Origin of the sequence: Enterococcus sp. AZ050, assembly GCF_051715085.1 — a bacterium.
Taxonomy (GTDB): Bacteria; Bacillota; Bacilli; order Lactobacillales; family Enterococcaceae; genus Enterococcus; species Enterococcus faecalis.
The window spans coordinates 1,334,526-1,355,208 of sequence record NZ_JBIOTC010000001.1; the positions used below are offsets into that span (position 1 = coordinate 1,334,526).

At 37.8% G+C, this 20,683-nt stretch carries 22 protein-coding genes; 2 read left to right on the plus strand and 20 right to left on the minus strand.

The genetic code is table 11. From position 1 onward, the window contains the following. Window positions 1-10 precede the first annotated feature (10 nt). From thrS to IGJ04_RS06510, 7 genes are all read right to left on the minus strand, one after another. Window positions 11-1,948 carry a threonine--tRNA ligase gene (gene thrS, locus IGJ04_RS06480; protein WP_002359397.1) on the minus strand — a complete coding sequence of 646 codons (1,938 nt, stop codon included), beginning with the start codon at window positions 1,946-1,948 and terminating at the stop codon, window positions 11-13. A gap of 396 nt (window positions 1,949-2,344) precedes the next feature. After that, entirely contained in the window at window positions 2,345-2,524 is a 180-nt protein-coding gene (locus IGJ04_RS06485; RefSeq protein WP_438840054.1) for a 2-hydroxymuconate tautomerase, read from the minus strand. A gap of 118 nt (window positions 2,525-2,642) precedes the next feature. Further along, complete coding sequence (locus tag IGJ04_RS06490; RefSeq protein WP_002356314.1) at window positions 2,643-3,353, minus strand: M15 family metallopeptidase; 711 nt, start codon at window positions 3,351-3,353, stop codon at window positions 2,643-2,645. Between the two features lie 97 nt (window positions 3,354-3,450). Next, window positions 3,451-4,563 (minus strand): sensor histidine kinase, encoded by a 1,113-nt coding sequence (locus tag IGJ04_RS06495; RefSeq protein ID WP_010707131.1) that lies wholly within the window; start codon window positions 4,561-4,563, stop codon window positions 3,451-3,453. After that, window positions 4,556-5,260, minus strand: a complete 705-nt coding sequence (vanR, locus tag IGJ04_RS06500; protein ID WP_002356311.1) for a VanR-ABDEGLN family response regulator transcription factor — start codon at window positions 5,258-5,260, stop codon at window positions 4,556-4,558. Before vanR ends, IGJ04_RS06495 begins: the two co-directional genes overlap by 8 nt. 98 nt (window positions 5,261-5,358) lie before the next feature. Further along, window positions 5,359-6,804, minus strand: coding sequence for a L,D-transpeptidase family protein (locus IGJ04_RS06505; protein ID WP_010707130.1), 1,446 nt, complete (start codon window positions 6,802-6,804; stop codon window positions 5,359-5,361). A gap of 146 nt (window positions 6,805-6,950) precedes the next feature. Then, window positions 6,951-7,814: an aminoglycoside 6-adenylyltransferase gene (locus IGJ04_RS06510; RefSeq protein WP_010707129.1), complete on the minus strand. Its 864-nt coding sequence runs from the start codon at window positions 7,812-7,814 to the stop codon at window positions 6,951-6,953. 121 nt (window positions 7,815-7,935) lie between these two features. Here IGJ04_RS06510 and IGJ04_RS06515 point away from each other — a divergent pair, with 121 nt between their 5' ends. After that, complete coding sequence (locus IGJ04_RS06515; protein WP_002359392.1) at window positions 7,936-8,517, plus strand: YdcF family protein; 582 nt, start codon at window positions 7,936-7,938, stop codon at window positions 8,515-8,517. Window positions 8,518-8,674: 157 nt separating this feature from the next. After that, window positions 8,675-9,619: an endo-beta-N-acetylglucosaminidase gene (locus IGJ04_RS06520; RefSeq protein WP_002382461.1), complete on the plus strand. Its 945-nt coding sequence runs from the start codon at window positions 8,675-8,677 to the stop codon at window positions 9,617-9,619. A gap of 279 nt (window positions 9,620-9,898) precedes the next feature. On the opposite strand, the gene IGJ04_RS06525 is transcribed toward IGJ04_RS06520, so the two are convergent. From IGJ04_RS06525 to IGJ04_RS06585, 13 genes are all read right to left on the minus strand, one after another. After that, window positions 9,899-10,729: a DUF6287 domain-containing protein gene (locus IGJ04_RS06525; RefSeq protein ID WP_002359390.1), complete on the minus strand. Its 831-nt coding sequence runs from the start codon at window positions 10,727-10,729 to the stop codon at window positions 9,899-9,901. A gap of 234 nt (window positions 10,730-10,963) precedes the next feature. Further along, window positions 10,964-11,683 carry a YebC/PmpR family DNA-binding transcriptional regulator gene (locus IGJ04_RS06530; RefSeq protein ID WP_002356305.1) on the minus strand — a complete coding sequence of 240 codons (720 nt, stop codon included), beginning with the start codon at window positions 11,681-11,683 and terminating at the stop codon, window positions 10,964-10,966. 86 nt (window positions 11,684-11,769) lie between these two features. Continuing rightward, window positions 11,770-12,957, minus strand: a complete 1,188-nt coding sequence (locus IGJ04_RS06535) for a nucleotidyltransferase (RefSeq protein ID WP_002373904.1) — start codon at window positions 12,955-12,957, stop codon at window positions 11,770-11,772. A gap of 80 nt (window positions 12,958-13,037) precedes the next feature. After that, window positions 13,038-13,778, minus strand: a complete 741-nt coding sequence (locus IGJ04_RS06540; protein WP_002356302.1) for a class I SAM-dependent DNA methyltransferase — start codon at window positions 13,776-13,778, stop codon at window positions 13,038-13,040. Between the two features lies 1 nt (window position 13,779). Beyond that, window positions 13,780-14,118 (minus strand): ribosome silencing factor, encoded by a 339-nt coding sequence (gene rsfS / locus IGJ04_RS06545; protein ID WP_033072556.1) that lies wholly within the window; start codon window positions 14,116-14,118, stop codon window positions 13,780-13,782. Between the two features lie 46 nt (window positions 14,119-14,164). Further along, entirely contained in the window at window positions 14,165-14,755 is a 591-nt protein-coding gene (gene yqeK / locus IGJ04_RS06550) for a bis(5'-nucleosyl)-tetraphosphatase (symmetrical) YqeK (protein ID WP_002356300.1), read from the minus strand. Next, entirely contained in the window at window positions 14,733-15,392 is a 660-nt protein-coding gene (locus tag IGJ04_RS06555; RefSeq protein WP_002379799.1) for a nicotinate-nucleotide adenylyltransferase, read from the minus strand. Before IGJ04_RS06555 ends, yqeK begins: the two co-directional genes overlap by 23 nt. Before the next feature lie 17 nt (window positions 15,393-15,409). Further along, window positions 15,410-15,721 (minus strand): ribosome assembly RNA-binding protein YhbY, encoded by a 312-nt coding sequence (gene yhbY, locus IGJ04_RS06560; RefSeq protein ID WP_002356298.1) that lies wholly within the window; start codon window positions 15,719-15,721, stop codon window positions 15,410-15,412. Between the two features lie 23 nt (window positions 15,722-15,744). After that, the gene (gene yqeH / locus IGJ04_RS06565; RefSeq protein WP_438840055.1) at window positions 15,745-16,851 is read right to left on the minus strand and encodes a ribosome biogenesis GTPase YqeH; all 1,107 of its coding nucleotides are present in this window, start codon (window positions 16,849-16,851) and stop codon (window positions 15,745-15,747) included. Beyond that, window positions 16,848-17,375: a YqeG family HAD IIIA-type phosphatase gene (locus IGJ04_RS06570; protein ID WP_002356296.1), complete on the minus strand. Its 528-nt coding sequence runs from the start codon at window positions 17,373-17,375 to the stop codon at window positions 16,848-16,850. Before IGJ04_RS06570 ends, yqeH begins: the two co-directional genes overlap by 4 nt. A gap of 221 nt (window positions 17,376-17,596) precedes the next feature. Beyond that, window positions 17,597-18,385 carry an acetyl-CoA carboxylase carboxyl transferase subunit alpha gene (locus tag IGJ04_RS06575; protein ID WP_002367302.1) on the minus strand — a complete coding sequence of 263 codons (789 nt, stop codon included), beginning with the start codon at window positions 18,383-18,385 and terminating at the stop codon, window positions 17,597-17,599. 1 nt (window position 18,386) lies between these two features. Then, a complete protein-coding gene (gene accD / locus IGJ04_RS06580) occupies window positions 18,387-19,253 on the minus strand; it encodes an acetyl-CoA carboxylase, carboxyltransferase subunit beta (protein WP_002356293.1) in 867 nt (288 codons plus the stop codon). Window positions 19,254-19,308: 55 nt separating this feature from the next. Beyond that, window positions 19,309-20,679 carry an acetyl-CoA carboxylase biotin carboxylase subunit gene (locus IGJ04_RS06585; RefSeq protein ID WP_002359385.1) on the minus strand — a complete coding sequence of 457 codons (1,371 nt, stop codon included), beginning with the start codon at window positions 20,677-20,679 and terminating at the stop codon, window positions 19,309-19,311. Window positions 20,680-20,683: the final 4 nt, after the last annotated feature.

Genomic DNA, 20,683 nt, shown 5'->3' on the forward strand with positions numbered 1-20,683 from the left:
TTCTCTTTTTTTAACGGCTGTAATTGTGAACTTCAGCAGCCATGCTGTCAATGAAAATTGATAAATCTTCGACAGAAGTTTCTTTGCTTCCATAACGACGGACGTTCACCGTTGCATCTTCCATTTCTTTGTCCCCGACCACTAATTGATAAGGTACTTTTTGTGTTTGAGAGGCCCGAATTTTGTAGCCCATTTTTTCGTTACGATCATCGACTTCAACACGTAAGCCTTGTGCTTGTAAACGTTCTTTGATTTCATAAGCATACTCAGAATGCGCTTCTACAGAAACTGGGATAATAGTTGCTTGAATTGGTGCTAACCAAGTAGGGAAAGCGCCTTTGTAAACTTCTGTTAAGTAAGCCACAAATCGTTCCATTGTTGAGACGATACCACGGTGGATAACAACTGGGCGATGTGTATTTTCACCATCTTCGCCAACATAAGTTAAGTCAAAACGTTCTGGTAATAAGAAGTCTAATTGGATGGTTGATAATGTTTCTTCCATTCCTAAAGCTGTTTTTACTTGAACATCTAACTTCGGACCGTAAAAGGCAGCTTCACCTTCTGCTTCAAAGTAATCTAATTCTAATTCATCCATGGCAGCTTTTAACATCGCTTGCGCTTTTTCCCACATCGCATCATCATCAAAATATTTGTCTGTATTATTTGGATCACGATAGCTTAAGCGGAAACGATAATCCGTAATGTTAAAGTCAGCATAGACTGCCACCATTAACTCCAAAGTACGTTTAAATTCGTCTTTAATTTGGTCAGGACGAACAAAAGTATGGCCATCGTTTAAAGTCATTTCACGAACACGTTGTAACCCTGATAATGCGCCAGATTTTTCATAGCGGTGCATCATCCCTAATTCAGCGATTCGAATTGGTAATTCGCGGTAACTATGAATGTCATTTTTATAAACCATCATATGGTGTGGACAGTTCATTGGACGTAATACCAGCATTTCGCCATCGCCCATATCCATTGGTGGGAACATATCTTCATGGTAATGATCCCAGTGACCAGATGTTTTGTATAATTCCACATCTGCCATAATTGGTGTATACACATGTTGGTAACCTAAGCTAATTTCTTTGTCCACAATATAACGTTCAATTGTACGACGAATGGTTGCGCCTTTTGGTAACCAGAAAGGTAACCCTGAACCAACTTCTTGTGAAACCATAAATAAATCTAATTCTTTTCCTAATTTACGGTGGTCACGTTCTTTGGCTTCCTCGCGCATTTTGATAAATTCTTTTAAATCTTTTTTATCGAAAAAGGCAGTGCCGTAAATCCGTTGCATCATATGATTGTCAGAGTTTCCGCGCCAATAAGCACCAGCTACTGAAAGTAATTTAAAGACTTGAATCCGTCCTGTTGAAGGGACGTGAACACCACGACATAAATCAACAAAATCGCCTTGATCATAGACAGTGATGATTTCATCTTCTGGTAAATCTGTAATTAATTCAACTTTGTAAGGATCATCAGCAAATAATTCTAACGCTTCTGCACGTGAGATTTCTTTACGAACGATTGGGTTATTTTCCTTCACAATTTTCATCATTTCGGCTTCAATTGCAGGTAAATCTTCCGCTGTCACAGGGGATTCCCCATTATCTGTATCATAGTAGAACCCAGAATCAATCGCAGGACCTACGCCAAATTTAATGTTAGGGAAAAGACGACGTAAGGCATTAGCCATTAAATGAGCTGACGAATGACGTAAAATTCCTAAAGCATCTTCATGATCAGGCGTCACGATTTCAAGCGAACCATCTTCTACGATAGGACGATCTAAATCGATTAAAACACCATTGAATTTACCAGCTAAAGCTTTTTTGGCTAAACTGTTGCTAATACTTTTAGCAACATCAAATGTTGTAACCCCAGAATCAAACGGTTTGACAGCGCCATCTGGAAAAGTAATGTGAATAGACATAATAAAATTCTCTCCTTTTAATTTTTTTGATTTGAAGCGTTTCATTGTGTTCCTGTTTTTCACAATGAAACGAAACAGCCACCTGTTCCCCTTGTTAAAAAACAAAAAGTCCTAGTATTCTAACGAATACTAGGACGAAAATATCGTGGTTCCACCTAATTTTGAACACAAATAATCTGTGTTCCTCTAGCGTGTTAACGGTGCGACCGCCTTTGTTTCAACAAAGGTTTCGAAAGTGGTCATCCCTTGTGCCAATCTGGAAAATTTTCAGCCAAGATTTTCCTCTCTAATAGATCGCGGGCAAGTTCAGTTGTCTTTCTCATCAATCATTTATGCACTTATTTAACCACTTATTTTCAGAAAAAGCAAGTGATTCAACAGAAATTCTCTGAAAACTTATTTTTTCCATTCGCCGCCTTGTGCATAGCGGTCTTTTTTCAATTCATTGACAATCACATGGATATTCTCTTTTAGTGCACCAGCATTTTTTGACACAGCTTCTGTAATATCTTTGACCATATTAGTTAACTGTTCTTCTGTGCGGCCTTCAATTAATTCTACATGTACAAATGGCATCTTCGTTCCCCCAATTTAAATTGCTTGTTCTGTTTGTATCATAGAGCGGGTTATGACGCTTGTCAATAAAAAATAGCCTATGTTCAGTAAAAGCTAAGATAGCTTTATTGATAAACAATTAATTATTATTTTCTGCTAAGTATTCTTCTAACGTTAGACTCGCTTTTTGAATCTCTAGTGCTGCTTTTTTACCCACATATCGATAATGCCAAGGTTCATAACTAACACCCGTAATTTCCACTTTGTCTGAAGGATAACGAAGAATAAATCCATATTTATAGGCGTTCTTTGCCAACCAAGCGTAGACTTCTTCGTCAGTAGATCGCTTACTTTGCGCATTTATATCCACTGCTAAACCTACTTCATGTTCACTAGTTCTCGGCACTGCTACCCAACTTTCAGCTGTTTCAATCGCTTCTTGTTCGCTGAATCCTTGATCTTGAAAAGCCTGTACTTTTTCTGCCATAATTTCTTTTTGCTCTTCATTTGTTCGATAACTAGAAGTGACTTCAAGATAGAAGCCTTGTCTTTTGGCATCTTTAAACATCCTGTTCAAAGCTGGATAAATTCGTTTATCCACTGCCTGTTTGTTAGGTAATTTTTTTAATTGGATTTGATAATCTTCAGGAATCTGATGCGTTTGATTTACTAATAATAATTTCCATGATTGATCGCCTTCTTCAGGAGAACTCATTTTTTCCTCTTCCTCTAAACTGAGGGCTTGCTCATTTCCTATTGAAACTATTTTTTTCTCAGCAACTTGTTTAACAGCCATTCCCACAATAAAAAGCCCTAAAATAGCGACACCAATTGTAACTTTAAATTTCATTTTTATTTCTCTCCTCTTTACTTACTTAACAAAATTAGTATAGCAAGCTAGTAAAAAGGAGCCTTCTTTTTTTTCGCAAGAATTTCTAACGATTTTCTTACAAAATCGATAAAGAAATCATAAAGGTAGTTTTTTCATTTTCGCTTTCAGCTGAAAGCACCCCGCCATGCAGCTCCACAATTTTTTTAGCAACCGCTAAACCTAGTCCTGCGCCTCCTCGGTTTGTTTGACGGGCAGTATCTAATCGGAAAAATTGTTCAAAAATTCGGGCTAATTTTTCTGGTGGAATAGTAGGGCCATGATTTGTAAAATAAATATTTACTCGTTGATTTTCATTATCAACTTTAGTGGAAAGAGAGATGGTTGTTCCTGCATAGCTGTAGTTAATGGCATTTTGAACTAAGTTATCAAAAACTCTTTGCATTTTATCGACATCAAGATGAATAGACAAAGCCTCAGTAAAATCTGTTTCAATAGTTAACTGTTTTTGTTTCAACATAGGTAAAAATTCATAACTTACTTGATTTAACATACGATCCAAGCGAACACTCGTCGGTTCTAATTCAATATTCGAGAGATTAAATCGAGCTATTTCAAAAAATTCATTAATCAACTCTTCTAAATGCTCTGCTTTTTCTAATGAAATAGCTAAATATTTTTCTCGTAATTGCGTCGAAATTTCCAGTTCATCATGAAGAAGTGTTAAATAACCAATGACTGATGTTAAAGGCGTTTTTAAATCATGTGCTAAATAAACAATCAAATCATTCTTTCTTTGCTCAGCTTCCTTCGCTTGTTGCTGGCGTAAGTTAACTTCTTGACGGATTTGATTCAACTCTTTGTCAAACTCCATTAAATTTGCTGACAAGGCTATCGGTTCTTCGGAATTCTGATAGAGTTTCCCTGTTGCCTCCAATACTTCTGTTAATTGATTGATGCTTTGCAACCATATCCGAAAAAGAATGATTACTGAACCACCTAGAATTACTAAGCTAATTAAATAAACGTAGTTCTCCTCAATTCCTTTGGCTAAAAGGTAGAGTGGATCTTCCATGCCCCATCTACGTAATCCAAACAAAAAATTACTAAAAAAATACAAGACTGCTGATAACGCCAATATTCCCAAACTAAAAAACAAAAACTTTGTTAGTAGTTGTTTAATCATTCGTTCTTTAAATTGCTGTTTTCCTGTTTTTTTCTTTTCAGTCAATTTTATACCCCACTCCCCAAACAGTTTTAATAAACTTTGGCTTCCTTGGTGGTTCTTTTAATTTTTCCCTTAAACGGCCAATATGTGCCATCACGGTATTTCCATTGTTTTCCAAATATTTTTCACCCCAGATTTCTTCAAACAATATCTCTGCTGGGACTACTTCTCCCTGACGTTCTGCTAAATACCAAAGAATTGAAAATTCTAATGGCGTTAAAAATATATCCTCCCCGTATAGTTTACTTGTATGATGTATTTTATTTATCACCAAACCATGAATATCTATTTCTGTTCCTTCTGTTTCTTGTTGTAGACTCGCCTGTGAATTATATTTACGAAAACGTCTTAGTTGTGTTTTAATACGTGCGACTACTTCCAATGGATTAAACGGCTTTGTAATATAATCATCAGCGCCTAAAGTTAGCCCAGTAATTTTATCAATGTCCTCAATTTTAGCGGTTAAAAGAATAATAGGGAAAAAATATTTTTCCCGTGCTTTTTTAACCATTTGAAAGCCATCAATATCTGGTAACATTACATCAAGTACCGCTAAATCGAACTGATTATTTGCCATTGATTCCAGAGCAGGTTTCCCTCGATAAAATTTTTCTACTTCATAACCGTCACTCGTTAAATATACTTCCAGCAAATCAGCTATTTCTTGTTCATCATCTACTAATAAAATTCTTTCTGCCATGGTTTTGCTCCTTGCTTGTCCATTTATAAATTATCTATTCAACTAAAACAGCACCAAAAAGACTGCTCATTTGCCCTTTTGATGCTGTAAATAATCATTTATACTTCTTCGCCGTAATCCACAGGTTTATCAAATTCACCTGGTGCATCATCATAGATATGTCCGTAAATAATTACCGGCATTCCGTCATAGGATACGTCAAAGATTTTTGAAACTTCTGTTCCTGGCGTATTGATACAGCCATTACTACCAGCATCGGTTTTAAAGGCTTCTTTATCGCCGTACTTATCCAATTTATGGTCGGAGTCATGAATCCCAATTTGTGTGACAACGCCCCCTTGACTTAATAACGGCATCCAATATTTTACTGGCACACTGTATCGAGAACCATCAAGCATTTGACCTTCTAAATTCACATCGGTTGTCCGATATAAAATTGTATGGAATCCTGGTACTGTTGCGGTTCCTTTGTTATATCTGCCAGTAATGACATCTGTGGTGACTATTTTTTTGCCATCAATGAAACAATACATTTTTTGATCTTTTAAATCAATTTCAATATAATTATTGGCTATTTTACTATTTTCTTTGGTATCGCCAACCAACGGAGCAGTGATTGCATTCGTTTGTTCTTGGCTATTCAGCGCGTTTACTAGTAGTTCTTGTGTTTTGGCCCCATCAATCGACCAGCCATAACTTCCGTTGTTTTTAAAACGACGTGTCGTGCCGTGAACATCTGTAAATAAAACTGGTTGATTAGCAGAACCATATGTTGTTTCTAATTGTGTCACCCAAGTAGTTAGTTTTTCTTTGTTGATTGTACCATCATCATTCAGCACGTTTTGAATTTGTGTTTTATCAAAGGCTACTTTTTCACCATTAATATCAACTGTAATTGTTTTATTTAACTTGTTATTGAGCGTTGTCAATGTTGCCTTTAACGTTTGATCCTCTTTTGTAATTTCAGGGGCTTTATAAAAATCTTTGGCATTGTATTGATAGTTGCCTTTTCCCGCTTCAACATCCGCAATAATCTGCTGATTTAAGCGCTGTGTGTCCACTACTGTGCCTTGTTCTTCGGGAACAATTTCAAAAGTGCCATTGCCTCGACGGATACTCGCATTTTTGCTTGGTTTCCCCTCTGGAAAACTCAAAGTTGCTAATTTGGCTTCTAGTTCTTTTTTGAATGCCTCGTTTAACGGTAGCTTCACCTTGCTACTGTGTAAATGGTCTTTTAAAAATTTTTGATCCAATTGGTATTTTTTAGGAAGTTGAATTTTTTCTTCTTTTGTCCCCGTTTGAACCACAACTTCTTCGGTTTGATTAACTTGCGCTAATTTTTCTTCCGCTGCATTTACATTTAACCAGCCTACGGAAACTCCATTTACTTTTGTGGTTGGTAAAAAGTGACTTTGAAAATAAACATAGCTGCCCCCAGCAACCAGAGCTAGTCCAACCAAAGAAGTAATAATTACTTTCTTTTTATTATTTTTTCCTGATTTTTGACGACGTGTATTACGCACTTGCATTTCTTCTTTTTTCATTTGTTCATCCTTTATATCAATAATTTTAGGTTTATTTCTTAGAGTCTAGGCAACAAACAACTGCGGTGATCTACAATCAAAAAAAGTTCCCTTTCTCTCGCAGATTAATTTTTTCAATTATACACTATTTTTACGTTGTTTTCAGCTTATTTTCCTTGTAAATCCTTTAATCTTAAACAATTTGTATACTCTGTGACTTTTTTTGCTTCTTGTAAATGATACGTAAACTGGGCCATTTTAGCAAAATCCTGAGCGACGACGTCAAAAAAGGCTTGTGTCTTTATTAAGCTGTTCCAACAAGCTTCTTTACTAGAAAAATCCAGCAACGATGCTAATTGATCCATCGTGTCAGGAGTGACATAATTTTTCAGATACTTAAATTGTTTCCCAACAGAAATTGGCTCCGGTTCCTGCCAAGCCGCTTGCCAAGAAAGCAAGCGCAACAGTTCCTGCTGACAATATTCATAGAGATGTGTGACAGCGTAAAATAGTTCATTCCGACAAATCCCCTTAACTACATACGTACTAACCCACCAAAATTCATTGCAACAATCGTTAAATTGCTGCTGATCCGGAGCTGTTACTGTATAATTTTTATCAGATGCTACAGGTAAAGGTGGCAAATTTTCATCTTTGTCTAACAAGATAATTGCTAAAGAATCGCCTTCATGCCAATTGTCTTTTTCTGCGAGAGGACACAACGTTAAATCGATACGTTGACCATCTTCAAATAACATTAAAAATGTTTCCCGCGTCTTCGGTTCTGTGGGAAATAAGGTCATTTCCTTGGGACGTTGCATAATTAATGGTTGACCAAATTTTGCTGTCCACGTTGCTGTTTCAAAAAACTCAGCACATGGTTCTACAATATAAACAATGTCGAAATCTTGAAAACTATCTTTTGGCGCTTTCACATTCGTACGAGAACCCACCATTCCCACGGCTCGAATGTGTTCTTCTTGTTTTGCTACATCCATAATAAGTTGAAACATTTCTTCTTCTGTACGCATTCACTCGCTCCCTCTCTTCAAAAGTTTCTATTAAAACATAGATTTTTTTATAAGTCTTTTGTTTTCTATCGCTTTTTCTATGGTACTTCGTATACACTAACATTACAAGGAGGGATGTTTCATGCATTGGTTAAAAATAACAAGTTTATCCATTGTCAGTTTTGGCTTTTGTATTCTTTTGATTTTAGGTCTACTTATTTTTACTGGCAAAAATACGCAACCCACCGATAAACCAGATGCTATTTTAATTTTAGGGGCCCGTGTTTTAGGGACGTCTAAAGAAACCGCACTGCCCAGCCGTGTTTTGCAAGCTCGGTTAGATGTGGCTATCCCCTATATTAAACAACACCCCGAGACACCCGTTATTGTTAGCGGAGGGCAAGGAGCAGATGAGCCGGCTACGGAAGCCGCGGTTATGAAACAATACTTGCTAAATAAGGGTGTTCCAGAAAAACAGATTCTCTTAGAAAATCGTGCCACACGCACCAAAGAAAATATTGTCAATTCACAAAAACTCCTTTCTTTTAAACGGCTAGTGATTGTTACTAGTGACTTTCACATGTATCGCTCGCAACTTTTAGCCAAGCGAGCAGGCATCTCAAATGTTTCAGGCATCACTGCGGCTTCTTCTTTTCCAAAAGATATCAAAAATTTTGGTCGAGAGCTGCTTTCTTTAGGCTATGCCTTACTCTTTGATTGGTAAAAGAGCGTCCTTCGCAAGACCATTTTGCGAAGGACGCTTTTATATTCTGTGGATTTGCTCACTTTTGTTCTCTTCTTCTTGTGTTTAAATTATAAAAATGATAACATATCTTTGTTAGCGCTTACAAATAATATTTATTTTATAGGAGGAGAAAGTTATGGGGCATCAATTGAGCACTCATTTTTTTAACAAGAAAACAGGGATTATTTCAACTTTTTTAAGTTTGATACTTTTAGTCGGTGGTTTACTGTTTGCACTACCTGCATTTGAAGTACAAGCAGCATCAACTGTTACACCTAAAACAGTCATGTATGTAGAAGTAAACAACCACGATTTTAACAATGTGGGAAAATATACTTTAGCTGGAACCAATCAACCTGCTTTTGATATGGGGATTATTTTTGCAGCCAATATTAATTATGATACGGTCAATAAAAAACCTTACTTATATCTAAATGAACGGGTCCAACAAACTTTAAACGAAGCTGAAACACAAATTCGTCCAGTTCAAGCACGCGGCACTAAAGTCCTATTGTCTATTTTAGGCAACCATGAAGGCGCTGGCTTTGCTAACTTCCCAACTTACGAAAGTGCGGATGCCTTTGCAGCTCAATTAGAACAAGTCGTTAATACGTATCATTTAGATGGTATTGATTTTGATGATGAGTATGCTGAATACGGAAAAAATGGAACGCCTCAACCAAATAATTCTTCGTTCATTTGGTTACTTCAAGCCTTAAGAAATCGCTTAGGCAATGATAAATTAATTACTTTTTATAATATTGGACCAGCGGCTGCGAACTCTTCTGCTAATCCTCAAATGAGTTCTTTAATTGATTATGCTTGGAACCCTTATTATAGTACCTGGAATCCGCCACAAATTGCGGGGATGCCTGCTTCTCGTTTAGGTGCTTCTGCCGTTGAAGTTGGTGTCAATCAAAATCTAGCTGCGCAATATGCTAAACGTACGAAAGCGGAGCAATATGGTATTTATCTAATGTATAACCTCCCAGGAAAAGATTCATCTGCGTATATCTCGGCGGCGACACAAGAACTTTATGGTCGAAAAACGAACTATTCACCAACTGTTCCAACACCTTAATTATTATCTCGTGTCTACAAGCGCCAACATGTAAAGAGTTAAAAGCCAGCTTACTACAAGCTGGCTTTTTGGTATCTTGAGTGAATCGTTTTACACAAAAAAAGACCCGCCCTTTGGGTAAGGACGGGAAAGGAGTTAAAAATGAAAAAGTGTTTTGTGTTGTTAAGGTTGTTTGTTGATATGCTTATATCTTACAAACTAAATGTGAAGATTTTGTGATCATTTCATTCTTATTTTGCTACTTTTATAGGAATTAAATAGATTGCCACGAGACTATCTTTAGTTGCCTCGTGCATCCGTTATTCTGACTGCTCCTTGTGGTGATACTCTGTAAAAACCGACAGTTCCTGTCCCTCCATTTGCAACCATCTGTTTCGATTGGGCTCTAAAAAAGAAGTCATTTCCATTCATACCCAAAAATCCAAGGTTCGTATCATTATTTTCTGCATCGGTCAGTGTCTTTCTAATATATATCTCTGCTTTTTCTTGTGTATCGATGATTTTTGCCTCTTCATTTTGGTCTTGATTTTCCTCTTCAGAAGAACGATAGTAATACTCTTCCGCAGGATAATTTCCACTATCTTGAGTAATTAACAATCGTGGTTTCGTCTTATCCGATTGGTCGCCGTTAGGATTTTCAACACCAATTTTATATAATAATAACGCAGCACCAGTAGGCCCCCACCTAATACTTAAGCTTGTAATTGGTCGCGACTCATCAGTAGGTGAATCCTTCGTAATCATTCCTCCAGTATTTGTGCTACCATCAGGATGAATGATCAAACTCTCTCCTTTACCATTTTTCCATGTTCCAACTAAAGTAGTAAAATCGCCAGCATTAATCGCTGTAGTATCTAAATCAGCTACAGTTAGCTGACTATTGTTTCCATCAGCTGTCGGCTCTTCATTTTTCACTGATTCGTTAGACTCGACACTGTGGCTCGCTTGTTCGTTTGTCTTATCAATTGTTTCACTGGTTTTTTCATTCGTCTCTTCAACTTTAGAGGATGCCTCCGTTGAAGCGGTTACTTTCTTTTCTTTTGGTTCCCGACAAGCAGTTAATGATAAAACCGCTAGCCCGACAAAAAACGCGAACATTCCCTTTTTCACGCCTATTCACCCCGTTCAATGATCTATCTTACTAGACTATTGTACTATTAATTCAACTGTTTAGACAAATATTTATGGAACAGACAAAAGTTGAACCTGTCATTGAATGCTTTGTGTCACATGGACCTATCAATCAACTTTCTTTTTTCTATGTATTATATGAAAAAAAGTGAGCCATCAGTCAAAATGACCGATGGCTCACTTTCTAAATCTTCAAATAAACGAACAAATGGATTATTCAGGTAAATCTACATTATGATGGACTTTTTGAACATCTTCTAAATCTTCTAAAACGTCTAACATTTTTTCAAAGTTCGCTAAATCGTCGCCTTCTAATGTTACTTCGTTTTGTGGAACCATTTCTAACTCAGTAACCGTGAATTCTTCAATGCCTTTTTCTTTTAACGCTTCTTGTGCATGGTGGAAATCTTCTGGTTCTGTGTAAACGATAATTTGACCGTCTTCTTCAACAACATCGCGAACATCAATGTCTTTTTCCATTAAGTATTCTAAAATTTCATCCGCATCGTCACCAGCAAAGCCAATGATACCTGTATTATCAAACATGTAGGAAACAGCACCGCTGACACCCATGTTTCCGCCGTTTTTACCAAATGCGGCCCGCACATCTGCTGCTGTTCGGTTCACGTTGTTCGTTAAAGCATCAACAATGACCATTGAACCATTTGGCCCAAATCCTTCATAGCGTAATTCAGAATATTGTTCATCTGCTGAACCTTTTGCTTTTTCAATAGCGCGATCAATAATATGTTTTGGTACATTGTATGTTTTGGCGCGTTCGATTACAAACCGTAATTTTTGGTTTGCATGAGGATCAGGGTCTCCTGACTTCGCTGCTACGTAAATTTCAATCCCGAATTTTGCATAAACACGGCTATTGTTTGCGTCTTTGGCAGCTTTTTTCTCTTTAATATTTGCCCATTTACGGCCCATATTCTCACTTCGCTTTCTCTGATTTGTTGTTAGTATCTTATCCCTTGTTTATTATACTGGGGAAACTGATTTTTGTTAAGTATTTTTTAGGTATCTGGCGAAAATCGTAAGGGAAACCGACCAAAATTTTGTTCTTTTAAAGAAGAATCTCCCATCTGATATAGTTGATTGGCGCGAATATCTAACGAAAGCATTGCGCGGTTTTCTTTAGATACTTTGGAAATTACCGGCAATTGAATCTGTGCTTTGGTTTCTTTTAGATAAGCTTGTCCCTTTGGCGTAAATCCTAGCACATGGAGATAACTGTTTTGCCAAACAGTTTCAACTTCTTCTTTGGTCATATTTAACAATATATAGGTTGCTAATCGTTGCAACCTTGTCCAAGTATAACGCTTCGTTTTCATACGTTCCATTAATTCGTGAAAAGAACCTGCTGCTTGGATTTGATCTTTTAGTCGATATTCAAGTCCTTCCGTCATTTGGTAAATGGCTTGTAACTCTTCTAACGAGGATTGAACAATTTTATACTTTAGGAAGGGCCAATAGTTTTCCCATGAAATCATTGTCTGTGTTTGTAAATGTTGTGCGGTTATAGAAGGAACCGTTGGCAGCACTTGCGTTATTTCTTGTTGAAAAACACTTTGCCTAATCGCCGTGGCGCTAGCAACTTTCCCAGAAATCGTTGCATCATGAAAGCCCGCTTGTTTTCTAGCAATTGGGTAGAGCGTCATCGGGGTTGGATACGTGGCATTTTCCTTTGCATAACTCATCCCCAAAATATGATTAGGCGAAGAAAAATCGAACCTGCTTTCAGGATATACTTGACGAAAAACAGTAGTCATTTTTTGTGGATAACTCAATTGTTTGTCTGTCAATGCGTGGAACGTTTGATCAATTAAGGATTGATTTTCTTGGACAAACTGGCCGAAAGCCGCATAATCAATTGCGCTTGTACTATCTGTTCCAAAACATAAGCTCTCACATTGCAACGCCTGCAATAACTTTATACCGCCTTTGGCAAAGTAATCCGCAGACTGTACCGACCAAGCTGTCGGCAATTCAATGACTAAATCCACACCATTTTGCAAAGCTTCTTCTGCTCTGGCCCACTTATCTAGTAAAGCTGGTTCTCCTCTTTGTAAAAAATTCCCACTCATTATAGCAATTACTACTTCAGCTCCGCTTTGTTGGCGAGCTTGTTGGGCATGATAGCGATGTCCATTATGAAAGGGATTATATTCCACGATAATGCCACAGGCTTTCACTCTAGCCACCTCCGTTATAAAAAAATGGACTTATCAGCAAAGAGACAAACGTTTTTAAGCGCTGTCCCAAGCTCATAAGCCAAATCTTATTAATCTCTTTGACAAACAAAGAACCAGCGTTCACTTGTTTCAGTTGGTGCTTCATCTGTAAAGTCTGCATAAACTTTGACGTTCATGAAACCAGCACTTTCTAACATTCGTAAATAGTTATCTAACGAATAGGTTCGTTCTTGATGCAATTCATCATACCGAACAAAGTGCTCATCTGTTTCCTGTTCTTTCACAAAAAATGTTAAGAAATGTTCGATGCTGTGTTCTTTTTCACCAGCGTAACTATCCCATAGAAAAGCAAATTCTTCTGTTTGATAATGATAGCTATATTCTGGAAAAACTGAATCAATTTTGTAAGTAGAATGAACATCAAAAATGAACGTTCCTTCCTCTTCTAACGCTTGATAAACTTCATCGAACACTTGTTGTACTTCTTGGCGATTAGCCATATAGCACAGTGAATCAGAAAAACAAGTGATGGCTTGGTATTGTCCCACTTCAGATAAATCTAGCATATTTCCCTGAACAAATTGAACTGGCACTTCTTCTTCAAAGGCTCGTTCACTAGCAATCATCAACATTTCTTCTGATAAGTCTAAGGCCGTCACATCATAACCACTTTTCGCAAAATCAACTGCTAAAGCGCCTGTACCACAAGCCATTTCAAGAATTTGTTGGGTTCCTTGTGGGAGATGACGATTGGAAAAATCCAACCATTTTTGGTATAGGCTTTCGTCCATCACTTCGTCATAGACGAAAGCAAACGTTTCATAGGCCATTTTAGTCGACCCAAGCGCTTAGATCAACCATTGGGGCATCTGACCATAATTTTTCTAAGTTGTAAAAGGCACGTTCTGAAGATTGGAATACATGGACAATAACATCGCCTAAATCGATTAAAATCCATTTTCCGCCTTCTTTACCTTCCACACGCTTGACTTCTACTTGATTTTTGGCTTCTTGTTCGTTAATTTCATCAACAATCGCATTGATTTGACGTTCACTATTGGCTTGGCAAATTAAAAAATAATCTGCTAATAATGAAATCTCTCTTACGTCTAATGCGACAATTTCTTCTGCTCGTTTTGAATCTGCTGCTTTGACAGCAATTTCTAAAATTTTCTGGCTATCTATGATAGTTCCCTCCTAGTAATTCTTTCTTCTTTTATTTTTGATTAACGACCCATTGATTGTAGGTCTCTAACGTTTTTGGATAAATTTTATGTTCTTGTTCAATCAAATGTAACAAGGTATGTTTCGTTTCATAAGCAACCGCTGCATCTAAGTCAACAAGAGCAATTTCACGGGCTTCTTTCACACCTGGAAAATCACGTCCTGGTTCAATGTAATCTGCGACATAAATAATTTTATCTAGCAAGCTCATCTTAGCAGCCCCAGTTGTATGCACACGAATTGCCTGCAAGATTTCTTCGTCATCAATGGCTAATTCCCGTTGAACAATATCCGCCCCAACTAAGCCATGCCAAATTTCATTGCCATAGTTTAATAAAGCCAAATCAAAACCATCTCGGCGAATAATCAACTCGAATTCATCGTTTGGACGTTCTTTGGCGTAATCATGCGTCAAAGCAGCAATACTTGCTTTGGCTTCATCGGCACCATATTTCGCTGCCAAGGCCACAGCTGTTTCCTCGACTCCTAACACATGGCGAAAGCGACGTTCACTCATTTGCATTTGAACTTTTTGCATTAATAATTCACGTTGTGCAGCATCATAATTTGTTATCCAGCTCATCTTGATACAGTCCCTTCTCTTGAATATAGTTTATCACATTCTCTGGAAGAAGATAGCGTGTTGAGCAACCACTTTTGACTTTTTGTCTAATCAAAGTGGAACTAATCGCCATCTGCGGAACATCGACCCAAATAATTGGATAGGTAGATTCCGTTGGATAATTAGGACGCCGAATGCCGACAAATTGAACTAAATGGAGTAAGTCATCAATCCGATGCCATTTGGGCAAGTATTCCACCATATCTCCACCAATTATAAAATAATAATCAGTATCTGGATTGGCTTCTTTTAAAGCTTTCATCGTATCATACGTGTAACTTTTGCCTTTGCGAATTAATTCAATTGGCTCAATATCTAAGCAGGGATTATCAGACACCGCTAGTTCTAACATCGCTAACCGATGTTCACTGCTAATTGTTTTCTTTTCGTCTACATGTGGTGGTAAGTACGTAGGCATTAAGTAAACTTTGTCCAAACCTAGTTGATTTTGAACTTGATCGGCCATGACAAGATGTGCTAAATGAACGGGATTAAAATTACCACCTAACAAGCCGACTTGCTTTCTTGTTTGAAAACGTAACGGTTCCTCTTGCAAGAGAACGTCCGCTCCTTGACGCGCTTGTCTTTTTTCTCCCATTGTTCATCCCTCCAATATTAAATCTCTTTGACTGCTGCTGAAATTTTTTGATATTTTTCTTTACTTGATGGCTTGAATAAGACCAACACGCGACCAATAATTTGTACCACATCGCAATGAATGGCTGCTGTTAGTTCCTCTGCAACCTCTTCTGCTACTTCATCTGTATTTTGTAATAACGTAATTTTAATCAATTCACGTTTTTCCAACGCTTCATCAATTTGTGTAATCATTGCGTCATTCAAACCACCTTTGCCTACTTGAAAAATAGGTTGTAAATGGTGTGCCTGACTACGTAAATAACGTTTTTGTTTTCCTCTAAGTTTCAAATTGTTTGCCTTCTCTCTAAAATTTAAATTAATGCTTTTCTACGTAAAACATCGACACCTTTAGGCGCCCAACCAGCGACTACACCAGGTTCTGTGACAGTAATCCAACCTAGACCAGCAAACACAATATCCGTTTTTTCTTTCACGGAAAATTCAAAGCGCACTAATTCAGGAAACTCAGCGACTTCATCGGCACGTGGGGGCTGCAATAAGCCACCAACATGTTTTTCATAAAAAGCATCGGCGGTTGCTGTTTTTGTTCGGTGTAAATTTAAGTCATTGGAAACGTAGGCAATGAAGGAACTTTTAGCACCTTGGACATAATCAAAGCGAGCCAAGCCACCTAAAAACAAGGTTTGTTCAGCATTTAATTGGTAAACTTTCGGTTTGATTTCTTTTTGCGGTGCAATAATTTTCAAGTCTTTTTTACCTAGATAATGTGCCATTTGACGGTGAATAATTCCGGGCGTATCGATTAAGAAGTGGCCATCGTCTAATGGAATTTCAATTTTATCTAGCGTTGTTCCAGGAAATTGTGATGTCGTAATCACATCTTGAACACCCACTGTTTGTTGAATGATTTGATTGATTAATGTTGATTTTCCAACATTGGTCACACCTACGACATAAACGTCTCGGCCTTCACGATATTTTTCGATTGTATCTAATAACTCTTGCATTTCTTGTGGTTTCTTGCCACTTGTTAGTAAAACATCAACAGGGCGTAATCCTGCTTCATGGGCCCGTTCTCTCATCCATTGAACCATTTTAGGTTTTTTTAATGATTTAGGCAAAATATCCACTTTATTACCAACTAACAACACAGGATTATCTCCGATAAAACGATGTAGTCCTGGAATAAGAGAGCCATTAAAGTCAAAAATATCCACTACGTTCACAATCAGTGCATCTTCTGTTCCTAAACCATTCAATAAACGTAAAAAGTCATCATCTGTTAATTGGACATCTTGAATGTCATTATAATGTCTTAAGCGAAAACAACGTTGGCAATAAACTTCCCCTGTTTCCATTCCTTTTTCGAAAGCTGTTTTTGGTGTATAGCCTAATTCATGAGGATTTTCCGTTTGGATAATCGCACCACAGCCAATACAATGAATTGCCTCTGTCATTCTAATCCGCCTCTCCATGTCATTTCTGGATGTTTTTTTGATAAGTATTTCATAATTTTCCGTTCAAAGAACCGATTGATTCTAGTATTCCAGCCATCTGTATCGACAATCGGTTGAACTAAAACATTGCGTATACCCGCTGCGTTAGCTCCCCGAATATCTGTCATAATCTGATCGCCGACCATTAACATTTCAGATGGCTTCAAGCCTAATTTTTTTTCTGCTAATTTGAAGCCACGTGCGGTTGGTTTCAAGGCACGTGCTACATAATCTAAGTCAAACTTTTCAACAACGCGTTTAATCCGGCTGTCTTTGTTGTTTGAAACAACGAGGACAGTAATTCCTGCATTTTTCATTTCTAATAACCAAGTTTTTAATTCTTCTGTTCCATCGGGATTATTCCAAGCAATTAACGTATTATCTAAGTCAGTTAGTACTGCCTTAATCCCCAGTTTTTTTAATTGTGCGGGGGTAATTTTATAAATCGCATCAATCATCCATGTCGGTTTATATTTTGAAAACATCGTGACTCCTCTCACTGACACTATGTAGTTTCTTCGATTTTAAGAGACTGAAACATAACTAAACAATTATGCTTCAGCCTCTACCTATTGTATTATACTGCATTTTACTGAAAATTTCTATAAAGGACGGTCGTTCCTTGTAAAAGAACAAGTAAAATAAAAGAAAAAATAAAAAAAGCCACCCATCAACCCCTGAAAAGTTCGTTGATGAGTAGTAACTTCTAATATTTGCGAAAACGTTGGTATCTTTTTTCTAGTAACGTTTCCGTATCTAATTTAGCTAATTCAGTTAATTTTGAAATAAACGCTTTTTGTAACATGCGATTAATTTTTGCTTGTTCCAGAGGCTGACCGTTCATAACTTCTGGAATTACTTTATCTACAATAGCTAATTCCTTCAGCTCTGTCGCTGTGATTTTCATCAATTCTGCTGCTTCTTTCGCACGACTGCCATCTTTCCACAAAATAGAGGCGAAACCTTCTGGCGAAAGAACCGCATAAATCGTGTGTTCCAACATCCAAACTTCATCTGCGACTGCTAAAGCTAAAGCACCGCCACTGCCACCCTCACCAATGATGACTGAAATGATTGGCACTTTCAAATCAGACATCTCTAACAGGTTTTGCGCAATGGCTTCCCCTTCTCCCCGCTCTTCGGCACCAATCCCACAATAAGCACCAGCAGTGTTCACAAAGGTAATGACTGGACGATTAAATTTTTCCGCTTGTTTCATTAAACGTAACGCTTTGCGATACCCTTCAGGATTAGGTGAACCAAAATTACGTTCAATATTTTCTGGTAGATTTCGGCCTTTTTGGATACCTATCACTGTAACTGGTTTCCCTTGCAAAGTAGCAACACCACCGACTACAGCTAAATCATCGGCAAAGTAACGATCCCCATGAAATTCTAAAAAGTCCTCAAAAATGGCTTCTATATATTCTAAAGTTGTCAAACGATCTTGGGCTCTTGCCAAGGTAACAACATCATTGGCTGTTTTCTTTTCCATGTTAACGCCACCCTTCCAAAGAATGTAAACGTAACAAGTCGCTCAATCGTTGACGCAAAAGATTTCTTGGCACAATCTGATCTACAAAACCATGTTCTAAAAGAAACTCGGCCTTTTGAAAATCATCTGGCAACTCTTGACGAATCGTTTGTTCAATTACACGGCGGCCAGCAAAACCGATTAAACTCTGAGGCTCTGCCAAAATAATATCGCCATCCATCGCAAAACTTGCGGTAACACCGCCAGTCGTTGGATCAGTCAATACCGTAAGATACAGCAAGCCTGCTTTGTTATGCCGTTGCAAAGCGGCCGAAATTTTCGCCATTTGCATCAATGAAAAAATTCCTTCTTGCATACGGGCACCACCAGATGCAGTAAAAATCACCACTGGTAAATGCTTTTCTGTCGCCCGCTCAAACAAGCGTGTGATTTTTTCACCAACAATCGTTCCCATACTGCCCATGATAAAATTAGCGTCCATGATTCCAATTGCAACAGCTTGTCCTTCAATTGTTGCTTCTCCCGTTAAGACAGCTTCATCTAGCCCAGTTTTTTCTTGCATTTTTTCAATTTTTTCAAGATAACCAGGAAAATTTAGTGGATCTTTTGTCACTAATTCACTGTCCCAATTGTGGAAACTTTTTTCATCAACGGTTATCGCTAATCGTTCCCATGCACCAATCCGAAAACTATAGCCACAATGCGGACAGATTTTTTCTGCACCCATTTCTTTTGTATACAGTGTTCGCTTACAAGAAGGGCATTTTGCCCACATATTATCTGGAACAGAAGGCTTCTTTGATGCATCATTTGCATCAGCACGATTTGGATTAATGCGAATGTAATTTTTCTTTTTAAATAATGCCATTTGCTTACTCCTCGTATTTTAGCGGCAAGAGCACAGCTCTTGCGGCGTTCTTTCTTTAATGATTGCTTTCTGGCTCCCAATTTGGTAGAAATGTTTCTTGTAAAAAGCTTGTGTCATAGTCACCTGTCAAAACATTGTCATGTGTAATTAAATCTAATTGGAATTCGGCATTCGTAATAATACCTTCTGTTACAATTTCATTTAAAGCCCTTTGCATTTTCATCAAGGCATCAAAACGATTTTCACCATGTACGATGACTTTCGCAATCATTGAATCATAATAAGGTGGAATTGAATACCCTGAATACATAGCGCTGTCTACACGCAAGCCCATTCCACCACTAGGCAACAAGAGATTTTGAATTTTACCTGGTGAAGGAGCAAAATTAAAGGCAGGATTTTCAGCGTTAATTCGGCACTCAATCGCATGCCCAGTCATAATAACATCCTCTTGGGTATAGCCTAAAGGTTCACCTGAAGCAATTTCTAATTGCGCTTTGACTAAATCAATCCCTGTTACCATTTCCGTAACTGGATGTTCGACTTGGATGCGGGTATTCATTTCCATGAAATAAAAGTCGCCAGCTGGATCCATCAAAAATTCAATGGTTCCGGCATTTTCATAATGCACAGCTTGTGCCGCTCGAACGGCCGTTTCGCCTAACATCTGACGCTTTTCTTCAGAAATAGCAATCGATGGTGATTCTTCTAACACTTTTTGATTATTTCTTTGTAGTGAGCAATCACGTTCCCCTAAGTGAATCACATGCCCATATTGATCACCTAAAATTTGCACTTCGATATGACGTGCTGGATAAATAATTTTTTCTAAATACATATCATCATTACCAAATGCGGCTTTGGCTTCTTGCTGCGCTGAAGTAAAGTGTTTCGGTAACTCTTCTTTTGAAAGAACTTTTCGGATTCCTTTTCCGCCACCACCAGCAGCTGCCTTTAACATCACTGGGTAACCAATTTCTTCAGCAATCGTCAACGCTTCTTCGACAGAATCAATGACGCCATCACTCCCAGGAATAACAGGTACCTTGGCTTTCTGCATCAGTTGACGTGCATTTATTTTATTGCCCATTGCATCAATCGTTTCTGCTTTAGGACCGATAAAAGTAATGTTACATTCTTCGCACATTGAAGCAAATTGACTATTTTCAGATAAGAAACCAAACCCTGGATGAATCGCTTCAGCATTGGTAACAATCGCTGCACTTAAAACAGCTTGAACATTTAAATAAGAATCAGTTGCTTTCGCCGGTCCAATACAAATGGCTTCATCTGCTAACTGTGTGTGTAACGCTTCTTGATCCGCTTCAGAGTAAACAGCAACTGTTTGAACGCCTAATTCGCGACAGGCACGAATAATACGAACAGCGATTTCTCCGCGGTTTGCGATTAATACTTTCGAAAACATTTTT